The sequence below is a fragment of the Sedimentitalea xiamensis genome (assembly GCF_030164465.1).
Classification (GTDB): Bacteria; Pseudomonadota; Alphaproteobacteria; order Rhodobacterales; family Rhodobacteraceae; genus Sedimentitalea; species Sedimentitalea xiamensis.
The window spans coordinates 100526-113385 of record NZ_JASNJE010000012.1; the positions used below are offsets into that span (position 1 = coordinate 100526).

At 65.3% G+C, this 12860-nt stretch carries 11 protein-coding genes; 4 read left to right on the plus strand and 7 right to left on the minus strand.

What is annotated here, in order from left to right:
* Nucleotides 1-44 precede the first annotated feature (44 nt).
* Both QO034_RS11635 and QO034_RS11640 read right to left on the minus strand, forming a co-directional pair.
* Nucleotides 45-1406, minus strand: coding sequence for a sensor histidine kinase (locus QO034_RS11635; RefSeq protein WP_284485708.1), 1362 nt, complete (start codon nt 1404-1406; stop codon nt 45-47).
* Entirely contained in the window at nt 1403-2074 is a 672-nt protein-coding gene (locus tag QO034_RS11640) for a winged helix-turn-helix domain-containing protein (RefSeq protein WP_284485709.1), read from the minus strand. The genes QO034_RS11635 and QO034_RS11640 overlap by 4 nt, the downstream gene beginning before the upstream one ends.
* Before the next feature lie 220 nt (nt 2075-2294).
* Between QO034_RS11640 and QO034_RS11645 the strand changes: the two genes are divergently transcribed.
* The 3 genes from QO034_RS11645 (at nt 2295) to QO034_RS11655 (ending at nt 6194) form a co-directional block, all read left to right on the plus strand.
* On the plus strand, nt 2295-3407 hold the full coding sequence (locus tag QO034_RS11645) for a trypsin-like peptidase domain-containing protein (RefSeq protein ID WP_284485710.1): 1113 nt from the start codon (nt 2295-2297) through the stop codon (nt 3405-3407).
* 368 nt (nt 3408-3775) lie between these two features.
* Nucleotides 3776-4933 (plus strand): hypothetical protein, encoded by a 1158-nt coding sequence (locus QO034_RS11650; protein WP_284485711.1) that lies wholly within the window; start codon nt 3776-3778, stop codon nt 4931-4933.
* Between the two features lie 298 nt (nt 4934-5231).
* Entirely contained in the window at nt 5232-6194 is a 963-nt protein-coding gene (locus QO034_RS11655; protein WP_284485712.1) for an acetyl-CoA carboxylase carboxyltransferase subunit alpha, read from the plus strand.
* A 73-nt stretch (nt 6195-6267) separates the two neighbouring features.
* On the opposite strand, the gene QO034_RS11660 is transcribed toward QO034_RS11655, so the two are convergent.
* The 5 genes from QO034_RS11660 to QO034_RS11680 form a co-directional block, all read right to left on the minus strand.
* Nucleotides 6268-7077, minus strand: a complete 810-nt coding sequence (locus QO034_RS11660; RefSeq protein WP_284485713.1) for an ABC transporter permease — start codon at nt 7075-7077, stop codon at nt 6268-6270.
* Nucleotides 7070-7837 carry an ABC transporter ATP-binding protein gene (locus QO034_RS11665; RefSeq protein ID WP_284485714.1) on the minus strand — a complete coding sequence of 256 codons (768 nt, stop codon included), beginning with the start codon at nt 7835-7837 and terminating at the stop codon, nt 7070-7072. Before QO034_RS11665 ends, QO034_RS11660 begins: the two co-directional genes overlap by 8 nt.
* A gap of 6 nt (nt 7838-7843) precedes the next feature.
* The gene (locus QO034_RS11670) at nt 7844-8857 is read right to left on the minus strand and encodes an ABC transporter substrate-binding protein (RefSeq protein WP_284485715.1); all 1014 of its coding nucleotides are present in this window, start codon (nt 8855-8857) and stop codon (nt 7844-7846) included.
* Nucleotides 8858-9006: 149 nt separating this feature from the next.
* Nucleotides 9007-10185, minus strand: coding sequence for a YbfB/YjiJ family MFS transporter (locus QO034_RS11675; RefSeq protein WP_284485716.1), 1179 nt, complete (start codon nt 10183-10185; stop codon nt 9007-9009).
* 15 nt (nt 10186-10200) lie between these two features.
* Nucleotides 10201-11340: a serine hydrolase domain-containing protein gene (locus QO034_RS11680; protein ID WP_284485717.1), complete on the minus strand. Its 1140-nt coding sequence runs from the start codon at nt 11338-11340 to the stop codon at nt 10201-10203.
* Nucleotides 11341-11459: 119 nt separating this feature from the next.
* Between QO034_RS11680 and pheS the strand changes: the two genes are divergently transcribed.
* Nucleotides 11460-12533, plus strand: coding sequence for a phenylalanine--tRNA ligase subunit alpha (pheS, locus tag QO034_RS11685; protein WP_284485718.1), 1074 nt, complete (start codon nt 11460-11462; stop codon nt 12531-12533).
* Nucleotides 12534-12860 lie beyond the last annotated feature (327 nt).

Consider the following 12860-nt stretch of genomic DNA (forward strand, 5'->3'; position numbering starts at 1 on the left):
GCGGGTGCGGTCCCGGATCGCCCGCGGCGACCCCCTTTCCGCGCCTAGGACGTCTGCGCAGGCGGGAACGTCAGCGACACCCGCAATCCGGGCGCATTGTCGTCCAGGTGCAGCGCAGCGTCATGGAGACGGGCGACCACCGACACGAAGTTCAGCCCGAGTCCGCTTCCCGGCGTGCCCCGGCTTTGGTCCAGCCGATAGAGACGTTGCAGGACGTTGTCCGTTTCCGCGCTCGGGATACCGGGGCCGGTGTCCGAAACGCCCAGAACCGCGGATCCGTCGCGGAATGCCAGCGACAGGCGGATCTGCGTCCCGTCGGGCGTGTGGCGCATGGCGTTTTCCACGAGATTGGCCAGAAGCTGCATCAACAGATTCCGGTCGCCGGAAACCAGTGGCACGTCCGGCGAAATCTCCGTCGTGACGTCGTGGCCCGTCTCTGCGGCAGCCGGGCCGTAGAGATCGGCGCAGGTGCGCAGAAGCTCCGCCAGGTCTACCGGCGCGAAACCGGATTTCGGGCTTCCGGATTCGATCTGCGCGATCTGAAGCAAGGAACCGAACACCGAACCGATCGCCTCCAGTTCTTTCTGCGCGCTTTCCAGGTGCCGGCGCGCGTCCGTGGGCAGGTCGGAACTGTCCGACAGGTCCTGAAGGTGCACCGAGACCCGCTGGATCGGCGTCTTGAGATCATGGGCGATATCCGACGACACCTGCCGGATCGCCGCCACCGAGGCTTCCTGCGCCCGTGCCATCTGGTCGATCCGGTCCGCGATGTCGGCCAGATCGCCGGACCAACCTTCGACCATGCCGACCCGCGCCTGCAGATCGCCGTTGGTCAGCCGGTCCAGCGTCCCCGCGATGGCGTTCACGTTCCTTGCGCCGCGATGGGCGAGATACAAACCGCCGGACAGCGCGATCAGGATTGTCGGAACGAGGCTGAGGCCGAGGATATTCAGGAAAACGCCGCGCAGCGCTTCGATTTCGGACCGGCTGCGCGCGATCGTAAGCTGGCCACCGTGCAGGACTGCCGTGAGCGCGAGATAGCGCCCCTTGAGATCCGGGCTGTCCTGATCCAGCGAGACGATGTGATAGCCTTCGTCGTCACGCGCGATTGCGGCATTGCCGAAATGGCTGCGGTTGGGTGCGAGGTAGCTCAGAACCATCCTTTCCGGGTCGGTTACCCGCGCTTCCGCCTTGACCAGCGCGGCGACCGCGGTGGCGTTCGGGGCCGCGCGGAACCCGGCCATCCGCTGGGTGAGATCGGCGCGCATCGCCTGTTCGAAGGACCGCTGCGTGACCAGAAAGCTCGCCGCCAGGCTGATCAGGCTGATCACGGAAAACAGCACCACCAGCCCCAGCGCTAGGCGCAGCGGCATGGATCGCAGCAGCGGAGCCAGCCTTTCGCTCATGCCTCGATCCGGTAGCCGGCGCCGCGCACCGTCTTGATCAGTTCGGTTTCGAAGGGCTTGTCGATCTTGGCGCGCAACCGGCTGATATGGGTTTCCACCACGTTGGTCATCGGATCGAACCGGATGTCCCAGATCGATTCCAGCAGCATCGTCCGCGTCTGCACCCGCCCCTTGCGGCGCAACAGATGTTCGAGAATGGCGAATTCCCGCGGGAGAAGATCGATCTGGACGCCGCCCCGCGAGACCCTGCGGGCGATCAGGTCCATTTCCAGGTCGCCGGCGCGCAGGACGGTTTCCTGCTCCAGCGCCGCCGGTCGGCGTGCGAGTGCTGCGACACGCGCCGACAATTCGCCAAAAGCGAAAGGCTTGATCAGGTAGTCGTCGCCGCCCGCGTTCAGGCCGCTGATCCTGTCATCGACGCTGCCCAGGGCGGTCAGGAACAGCACCGGCGTCCGGTTGCCGGCGCCACGCAGGGTCTTGACCAGCGTCAGCCCGTCGATTTCCGGAAGCATCCGGTCGACGATCAGAACATCATATGCGCTCGTCGTGGCCTGGATCAGGCCATCGCGCCCGGTTCTGACAAGATCGACACTCTGGCCTTCCTCGCGCAGACCGCGGGCAATGAAGGCCCCGGTGGTTTCGTCGTCTTCGATCACAAGCAGTTTCACGTCTTCCCCGCACCCTGATCAGCCCGGCCCGAATTCCGGCCTCCGCCCCTAGATAGGCACGGCGCGGAAATCTGCGACCCGGCGCCAACATGACAAATGCGCGCGGCCTTGTCGCGGGCCCGCGGGAATCCTGAACTATTTGTATAGTTGCCAAGACCTGCCTGTAACCCGCCGGTTCCAGATATCCTGTCATATCCCTTCATGGAACGGAGTATGCACCATGACAAATCTGAAAACCCCGGTTCTTTTCCTGCGCCGGATGACCCTGACCGGCGCGCTTGCGGCGACGACGGCGCTGGCTGTGGCGCCCGGCGTGGCGCTGGCCGTGCCTCCGGGCGGCTACGGTGATCTGGTCGAGGCGGTTTCCCCCAGTGTCGTCTTCATCGAAGTCACGACCAAGGCCGGCCCCGTCGAGGACGCGGGAGCGTTGCCCGAAGGTCTGCCGGAAGCGTTCAAGCGCCGCTTTGGCCAAATGATGCCCGACCAGGGCTCGTCGAAACGGCAGGGTGTCGGGTCCGGCTTCATCATCTCCGAGACAGGCGAGATCGTGACCAACCACCACGTGGTACAGGGTGCCGACTCCGTCCTCGTGAAGTTCGCCGACGGGCGCAGCCTTCCGGCCACCGTTGTCGGCAGCGATTCCATGACCGATATCGCGCTGCTGAAGGTGGAGAGCGACGAAACCCTGCCGGTCGTGCCCTTTGGCGACAGCGCCACCGTCCGGGCCGGCGACGAGGTCGTCGCGGTGGGCAATCCGTTCGGATTGGGCGGAACCGTCACGTCCGGCATCGTGTCGGCCACGTCGCGCAACATCCATTCTGGTCCCTATGACGATTTCATCCAGACCGACGCGGCGATCAACCGGGGCAATTCCGGTGGGCCGCTGTTCAACGCCGCGGGCGAAGTGATCGGTGTGAATACCGCGATCTTCTCGCCGGACGGCGGGTCTGTCGGGATCGGCTTCGCCGTGCCGTCGGATCTGGTCCAGACCGTCGTCGCCGATCTCAAGGACGACGGGCAGATCACCCGTGGCTGGCTCGGTGTGCAGATCCGGCCGATGTCCGACGAGATCGCGTCGGTGCTTGGTTACGACAGTCCGAAAGGCGCGGTGATCGAAGCCGTGACCGAGGGCAGCCCGGCGGACAAGGCCGGCCTGATCGACGGCGACATCATCCTGGCCTTCAACGACACCGAGATTTCGGAACTGCGCGATCTGACGCGCGCGGTGGCGTCCAGCCAGCCGGACAAGCCGGCCACGATGACGGTCCTGCACAAGGGCGAAACCGTCACCCGAGAAGTCGTTATCGGCACATTGCAGCCGCAGGACGCCTGAGCGGACACGCCGCCGCCCACCCCAAGGGGCGGTGGCGTTCCCTGCGGTTCACGGTCGACCTGAGGGGAGGAAGGTCCCGGAACGCGGGGAAATCGCCGGGGCATTGCTCCGGCGATTGACTTTCCTGTGTCACCGTCCGCCCTGGGCCTGAACCGGAACGGTCCGACGTCTTGTTTCACGACAAGGCCTGCGAGACCGGCGAAACATTTTGTCTTTTCACCTACCCCTCTGGTAAATGTCAGGCTGCGAAACAGGTTCGCGCGTCGTCAACGACCCGTCGGGAAAGCCATTTGAACGGTTTCACTAGGAAAAGCCCGGCTCGCCGCAAGGCATCCTGCCGCGGGTCTCTGTGGGCGGTTCGGATTGCGGTGTCGGGACTTGTGCTTGCCGCGCTTGCAATCGGTCCTGCATCCGCGCGCGATCGTATCTTTGATATTTCCACGTTTTCGGAAGACACGGAAGATTGGCGCACTCTCCGGTTGTTCACCGGGCAGACCATTACCTTCTACGGCCTGATCAGCCCGATCGTGTTGAACTATGACGACGGGCTCGTGTCCAGGACCTATGCGCCTGTCGGCAATTCCAACAAGACCTCCCGGCTGGGGTTTCGATGGCGGATCAGGTCGTTCGGGGACTGGTCGCCGATCGCACGGGTCGAGATCGGCCTGTCCGCGCGGCCGTCCAAGGAGGTGAGCCTTCTGGAGCCCGGCACCAACACCTGGAGCATCAAGGACGGTGATCTGCGCAAGCTGGAAATCATCGTGAAACACCCGAAATACGGGGCGTTCTCCTTCGGGCAGGGCAGCATGGCGACGCATGGGATAACCGAGGTCGATTATTCGAAGACCGATTCCGCCTCCAAGTCCAATGTGGGCCGGATCGTCGCATCGCAGATTCTGCGCAACTCGGACGGGACCCTGGCAAGCGCCGAGGTCGGGGCGTTCATCGACAATTTCGACGGGTCGAACATCACCGGCACCTATTCGGACGGCAGTCGGAAGATGCGGTTGCGGTATGATTCGCCGGCCTACCGGGGATTCGCCCTGTCGGTCGCGCTCGGCAACGAAGTCCTGCGCGACGACGCAGAGGCGAACGCCGACGCCGCGCTGACCTATGAGGCGGACTTTGGCGATTACAAGCTCGCAACCGGGCTTGGCTACAGCTGGCAGAGCGATACGCGGATCCTGTCAGGCTCCGCCTCGGTGCTGCACGAACCGACCGGGTTCAACCTGACCGCGGCGATGGGGCATGAACGCGGCGGCGGCAATTTCGTCTATCTCAAGGCCGGGGTCCTGCGGTCGCAATGGAAGATGGGCGAGACCGCCCTGGCGCTGGATTACTATCGCGGCGACAACATCTACACCGGCGGGTCGATGGCGGCGTCCTACGGGCTGTCTTTCGTGCAATTCTTCGACAGGCTCAACTTGCAGGGCTATGCGCTGGTCAGGTCTTTCGATTTCAAGCAGCCCGGCGCCAGCTACGAGAACAGCCTCGCCGTGATGACCGGCCTGCGATGGGAATTCTAGCCCTGACCGGCGCGGTGGGCAGCGCCGAATGTCCGCGGGACAGGTCGCATGGCGGACCGGATGACGCGGAATTCGTGCCCGCGCTGCCCCTGTTCGCCTTCGTGTCCTCAATCACGCCGGGGGGGGCGAACGCTCTGATTCCGATGGCATCGGTGGGCCAATGTCGGGTTCGGCAGGACGAGACCGCCGACAGCGCCCGTCGTGACGGCGGGCAAGGGCAACACCAGCATCGCAAAAGCGCGCAATTGCAAACCGGACTGCCATTGGTCATATACAGGTCAATCGAGGGAGCCCGGCAATGACGCAGTATCTGGATTTCGAAAAACCTCTGGCGGAAATCGAAGGCAAGGCCGAGGAATTGCGCGCGCTGGCGCGGGCGAATTCCGAAATGGACGTGGCCGACGAGGCGGCGGCGCTGGATGCCAAGGCCGCCAAGCTGCTCGACGATCTCTACCGGGATCTGACGCCCTGGCGGAAATGCCAGATTGCCCGCCATCCCGAAAGACCGCACTGCAAGGACTATATCGGCGCGCTGTTCACCGAATTCACGCCGCTCGCCGGGGACCGGAACTTTGCCGACGACCTGGCCGTCATGGGCGGGCTGGCGCGGTTCCAGGACCGGCCGGTGATGGTGATCGGCCACGAAAAGGGTCATGACACGAAATCGCGCATTGAACGCAATTTCGGCATGGCCCGTCCCGAAGGCTATCGCAAGGCCGTGCGCCTGTTGCAAACCGCCGACCGGTTCAACCTGCCGGTGATCACCCTTGTCGATACCGCTGGGGCCTATCCCGGAAAGGGGGCCGAGGAACGCGGCCAGTCCGAGGCCATCGCGCGGTCGACCGAAGCCTGTCTTCAGGTCGGTGTGCCGCTGGTCAGCGTCATCATCGGCGAAGGCGGGTCCGGCGGCGCGGTTGCCTTTGCCACCGCCAACCGCGTGGCGATGCTGGAACATTCGATCTATTCGGTGATTTCGCCCGAGGGCTGCGCGTCGATCCTGTGGAAGAACGCGGAAAAGATGCGCGAGGCCGCCGAGGCGCTGCGCCTGACGGCGCAGGATCTCAAGCAGCTTGGCGTGATCGACCGGATCATACCCGAACCCAGGGGCGGCGCTCACCGGGCCAAGACCAAGACGATGCAGTCCGTCAAGGAGGCCATCGCCCAGATGCTGAAGGACCTGTCCGGCAAGGACCGCTCCGCCCTGATCGCGGACCGCCGCAAGAAATACCTCGACATGGGCTCGAAGGGTCTGGCGGCCTGAGAAAGAAGCGGTCTGGCGGGTCAAAGCAGGACCGCTTGCAGCCTCGCCAAGGGTCTCGTGTTGACTGGAAGCGTCAGCTCCGCCAGCGCAGCAGGCGCATTTCCAGCCGTCCGATGCCCCAGCTGGTCAGAACCCCGAGCGCCGAGAGGATGACCACCCCGGCGAAGAGCCGTTCCAGGTCGTAGAGTGATCCGGCCTGCAGGATATAGGCGCCGATGCCGTATTCCGCCCCGAGCATTTCGGCCGCGACCAGCAGGATGATCCCGATGGCGACGGACACGCGCAGGCCGGACAGGATGCCGGGCAGGGCGCCGGGCAGGACGATCTTGCGCACGATGGACAGCCAGCTCAGCCCGAAACTCTGGCCCATGCGGATCAGCGTGCGGTCGACGTTGTCCACCGCGCCATAAGTCGCCACCACCGTCGGCGTAAAGGTTCCCAGTGCGATCAGGGCGTATTTGCTGGCTTCGTCGATCCCGAACCAGATCACGAACAACGGCAGCAGCGCGATCTTCGGGATCGGAAACAGGGCCGCGACCAGCGGGATCAGACCGGCCCGCACATGGCTGAACAAGCCGATCAGGACGCCGACGCCGATCCCTGCGGATATGCCCATGGCCGACCCGATGACCAGGCGCGACAGGGACGGCGCCACATGCGTCCACAACATGCCCGACCGGGCCATGTCGATGAGCGTCACCGCCACGTCGGAGGGGCGCGGCAGGGTCAGGTTGGAAATCCAGCCGGCCCGCGTGCCCCATTCCACCAGAGCCAGTAACAGGACGAACACCACGACGCCGGTGCCGGCCTTGGCGACGGGGCGAAAACCGCCGCCGCGAAACGGCACCGGGCGCGCTTCGGTCTCTTGTGACAGGTCAGACATGCAGCAGTTCCTGATCCGCCGCCGCTGCCTCGTCCTTCATGACCTGCCAAAGCTGCGCCTGAAGCGCCTCAAGCCGCGGATCGCCGGGCCTGCGCTCTGCCAGCGGCACGTCCACGTCCAGAACCTCGCGCAGTTGCCCCGGCCGCCGCGACAGGACGGCGATGCGATGGCCGAGGCGAACCGCTTCGGCCAGGTTGTGAGTCACATAGACGGCGGTGAAGGGCTGGCGCGACCACAGGGCGACGAGATCCTCCATCAGGAGATCGCGGGTCTGCGCATCCAGCGCCGACAGGGGTTCATCCAGCAGCATCACCGCCGGGTCAACGACCAGCGCGCGGGCAATCGCCACGCGCTGCTTCATGCCGCCGGACAGTTGCCGTGGCAGGGCAGCGCGGAAATCGCGCAGCTTGGTGCGGTCCAGCACGTCGTTGATGATCGCATCCGCCGCGCCGCCCCTGATCCCGTGATCCTCAAGCACCAGTGACACGTTCCCCGCGACCGTGCGCCAAGGCAAAAGGGCGAAATCCTGAAACACGTAGGTCAACGGGTTCAAACAACCTTCGGGCGCGTCGCCGCGTTGCAGGATGCGCCCGACATCGGGCCGCTCAAGCCCGCCGATGAGCCGCAACAGGGTGGACTTGCCGCAGCCAGACGGACCGACGATGCACAGGATTTCGCCCGAAGCGATGGTCAGGGACACGTCCTGTAGCACCGGCACGTCGCCATACCGGTGCGTCAGGGATTGGACGTTCAGTTCCAAAAGGCGTCAAACCATTTCGGCATAGGACGGATCGACCAGCGTTTCGGTGGTGATGCCGTCCTTGATCAGCCCTTCGGAGCGGAACCAGTCCAGCTGGTCGGTTACGGAACCCATGTTCAGCGCCGCGTTCTTGTTGATCCGCATCGCGCCGTTGATGATTGACGGAGCCGCCTTTTCCAGCGGCTGATCCGTATAGACGTATTTGTGAATCAGCTTGACCATCTGGTCGGCGGCGTCCTCGCCCGCCGTCTTGTCGACCAGCGCCGCGTTGAAATCGTCCGCGCCGCGTGAAAACGCCCGCAGGAAGGCTTCGGTCATGGCCCGTTCATTCGCCGCATTGGCGGCCGAAGTGAAGACCGTCGTGACCTGATAGTCGGGGATATAGTCCGCCACCATGCCGATCTGCTGCACCGCGCCGCCGCCGACCAGCGCCTTGCCGATATGTGGCACGATCGCCCAGGCATCGACCTGCCCGGACTTCATCGCGCCGATGATCGCCCCGACCTTCTGAAGCGGCTTGTAGCTGACGGAAACGCCTTCGGCGCCGCTGACCTTCGCCCCGATGTAGTGGAACGACGATCCGGTCTGGGTGACGGCGAAGCTCTTGCCGTCCAGCATCGCCGGGCTGGTCAGGCCGGCTTCAAAGGCCGCGTTGCTGGCCAGGATCATCTGCCCGTCGATGCCCTTTTCCTCGCTCAGGGCGCCGCCGATCACCTTGGTCGCGCCCTTTTCCGCCAACGAGATCAGCCCGCCCGAAATCGCGGTGACGGCATAGTCCGCGTCGCCGGACGCGACAGCCACCGCCATCGGCTGCGCCGCCTCGAAGAACCGGAATTCCACGTCCAGTCCTTCGTCAGAGAAATAGCCCCGCTCGAACGCCACGAAACTGGCGGCGTGGCTGGTGAACCGCAGCGCGCCCACGTTGATCTTCGTGTTGGCGAACGCCGGCGTGCCGATCGCCGGCAACACCGCCGCCCCGCCGATCAGGCCCAAGGCGTTCCGGCGCGAAAATTGTGTCATGTCCTGTCCTCCCAAACAGTTCCGGCCCTTCGGGCCTTCGGTTTTCCTTCCCGCTTTATTGCGCCAAGTCCGGCAAAGGGCAATCGCCAAGCCCGCCTGCGGTCCGGAATTGTCCGTCCTCGACCGGGAACCGCCGCGCCGGGACCGGCTCAGCCCGGCGGCAGCGGGCGTTGCAGCGCCGCGAGGCAGGCCCCCAGCGCCAGCGCCGCGGCGGCCGCGAGCAGCCCGTCGCCGATGTCGCCGGACCTGTCGCCCAGCCAGCCGGCGGCAAAGGGGCCGATGGTCTGCGAGATGGCGAAGACCACGGTGAACCGGCTGATGGCCGGACCCCATCCCTGCAGCGGCAGGTTGTGGCGCACGAAGGTCGTGACCGCCCCCGGCGCCATGAAGACCGAAAGACCGAACACCACCGCCGACAGGATCAGCCCCGGCGCGTTCGGCACCAGGACCGGCAGCGCGGAGCCGGCCGCGATGCAGCCGAGGATCATCGCCAGCGGCAGGCCGGAGGCGAAACGCGCGAAGACCGGGCGCCAGACAAAGGGCGAGACGCTCTGACACAGCCCCAGCATGATCCAGACGGCGGCGATCAGCCCCGCGCCCGCATTCTGCGCCGTCATCCAGGCCGACAGGAAGGTCATGTAGACGATGTAGCCCAGCCCGAAACTGGCATAGCCCGCGTATTCCGCGAGCATCGCCCGCGTTGGCAGCGGGCGGGGATCGGTGGTTTTCTGCACCGGCGCGTGCAGTTGCCGCGCCGACCACAGGCTCAACGGCAGGAAGGTGACGCAGGCCAGGCCGATGACGATCCAGCCCCAGGCCCAGGATGCGGGACCAAGCCGGTCGAGCATCAGAGGCAGCGCCGCCCCGGCGAGCACGATCCCGAGCCCGCCGCCGAACCCGAAGAGCAACGCGATGGCCAGCGCGTTGCGCCGGGCGTCGTCCCGGAACAATTGCGCCGCCAGCGCGCCGCTGGTGGAAAACGACATCGCGCCGAAGACACCGGCGGCGACCCGCCACAGGGTCTGCCACCACAGCGCCTCGTGCAGCCCGGTCGCGAGCAGCGCCGCCGTCGTCGTGATCATGCCGAACCCGAACAGCCGCGACGGCGCCACCCGTGTGATCAGCCCCATGGTCAGTACTGCGCCGATGATATAGCCGATCGCGTTGGCGGTGTTCAGCCAGCCCGCCTGGGCATAGGTCCAGCCCAGTTCGGACCGCATCGCCGGCAGCAGCAGCCCATAGGCGAAACGCGCGAAGCCGTTGGTCACGCACATTCCCAGGGCAAGCCCGACCAGGACCAGCCAGGGCCGGGAAGGAGAGGCCGTCACGCGGTGGCCGTGCCGTCAGAGTGCCGCATAGACCGCCCGTTCATAGGCGTCGTAGGTCTGCATGAACCGCGGTTCGCCAAAGGGCAGGGACTGCGTCATGATCACGGCGGCCAGGTTTTTCTTCGGATCGACCCAGTAATGGGTGTTGCAGACGCCGGCCCAGCTCTGCGTGCCCGCGCTGCGCTTGCCGGGGATATCGGTTTCGGTGCGCACCGCGATGAAGCTGTGGGTGCTGCCCGGCGGCAGTTCCACATCCGCCGAAACCGGTGGCGCGGAGGTCTTCATGGTCTGGAATGTCAGCCCTCGCATCTGGTTTGCCAGCATCTCGTCAAAGCTGTCTTCGGACAGCAGCCGGTTGCCGTCTAGCTGCCCCCGGTTCAGCACCATGCGCAGGAACCGCATGTAATCCGGCGCGGTGGAATAGAGCGCGTGGCCCATGCCATAGACCTCCGGATGCGGCGGCGGGGCCAGTTCGAACGGGCCGAAACCGCCGTCCTCGCCGCGCATCCTGACCGTGCAGAGCCGATCCTGCAGCGCATCCGGTTCGAAGGCCGTGTCAGCCATACCCAGCGGTTCGAAGATCTCGGCGGAGCAGAACGCATCGATGCGCCGCCCGTCCACCGCTTCGACCATCCGCCCCAGCCAGTCGATCGACGGGCCATAACCCCAGCGCGTGCCGGGGTCGGTGGTCAAGGGATAGTTCAGCGACGCCTTCAACCCGGACAGGACCGAGGGATGTCCGGTCAGTTCCATGTATTTCGGCACATCCGCGTTCCAGAATTCGTACTCCATCCCGCTGGTGTGGGTCGCCAGGTGCCGCGCCGTCGCCACCGTCTTCGGAGCGCGCAGGACCGGCGTGTCGCCGTCGAACCCTTCCAGAACCCGCAGGTCGTTCCATTCGGGCAGGATGTCGCCCACCGGCGTGTCCATGCGCATCTTGCCGCGGTCGATCAGGATCATGGCCGCCAGCGATCCGATGGCCTTGGTCATCGAAAAGATCCGGAACGCCGTATCCTCGGCCGCCGGGCGACCGGCCGCCGCCTCGCCCGCCGCGCCGCTGAAGGTGATCCCGTCCGCGTTGCCGACCATGCCGACCGCGAAGGGCACGTCCTGCGCCGCCACCGACTTGTCCAGGGCTTTCTGAATTCCGTTCATTGCAACCTCCCGAATGCCGTTGCGCCACGCTAGCCGCGGCAGTGGCCATATGTCCATCGCCTCCTTGCAATCGCGGAACGGGGCGGCTAGCAGGACGCAACCACGTTACGGGGGCCGTCATGGACGATCTGAAAGCGAAATATCTGGGCCAAATCGCCGGTGCAGCGGATGAAAACGCGCTGGAAACCATCCGGCTGGCCGCCGTCGGCAAGAAGGGCGAAGTCGCCCTGAAGATGCGCGAACTGGGAAAGATGACGCCCGAGGAACGCCAGGTGGCCGGCCCCGCGCTCAATGCGTTGAAGGACGAGATCAACTCGGCGCTGGCGGCGAAGAAGGCTGCACTTGCCGATGCCGCGCTGGACGCGCGCCTGCGCACCGAATGGCTCGACGTGACGCTGCCGTCCCGGACGCGGCGGCAGGGCACGCTGCATCCGGTGTCGCAAGTCACCGAGGAAGTCACCGCGATCTTTGCCGAACTCGGTTTTTCCGTCGCCGAAGGGCCGCGCATCGACACCGACTGGTATAATTTCGATGCGCTCAACATTCCCGGCCATCACCCGGCACGGGCCGAGATGGATACGTTCTACATGCACCGTGCGCCGGATGACGACCGCCCGCCGCACGTGCTGCGCACCCATACCAGCCCGGTCCAGATCCGCACGATGGAAAAGCGCGGCGCGCCCCTGCGCATCATCTGCCCCGGCGGCGTCTATCGCGCCGACTACGACCAGACCCACACGCCGATGTTCCACCAGGTCGAGGGGCTTGCCATCGACAAGGACATCTCGATGGCCAACCTGAAATGGGTGCTGGAAGAGTTCTTCTCGGCCTTCTTCGAGATCAACGGCATCAAGACCCGCTTCCGGGCCTCCCACTTCCCCTTCACCGAACCCTCCGCCGAGGTCGATATTCAGTGTTCCTGGGTCGACGGGCAGTTGCGCATCGGCGAGGGCGACGGCTGGATGGAGGTTCTGGGCAGCGGCATGGTGCATCCCAAGGTGCTCCAGGCTGGCGGGATCGACCCGAACGACTGGCAGGGCTTTGCCTTCGGTATGGGCATCGACCGCATTGCAATGCTGAAATACGGAATTCCCGACCTGCGCGCATTCTTTGATAGCGACCTGCGCTGGCTGCGCCACTATGGCTTTGCGGCGCTCGACATGCCGACGCTGCATGGCGGCTTGTCGCGCTAGACGCGGCGGGCGGCTTTCGGGACGCAGACCGAAGATCGGGAAATACCGCCTCCGGAGCGAGGCTGAAGCCTCCGGGTTGCCGTTCCGCGGTCCCGACCGGTTGCGCGCCGTCAAGGATGAACCCGGTGGCTTGCATACCCGGAGGCCGCCGTCGCGCATGCCTCATGGGAAGATGCGCCCGGAGGCCCGGTCGTCGGTCAAAACCCGGTAGTGGGTCAGTTTGAAATCTAGCGCCTCACACGCGCGCGAGGTTCCGTTTGCGTCGGATCAGGACTGCACCTATCTTATAGGCATGACAGACAAACCCAAGAGACCCAGAGACGCGAA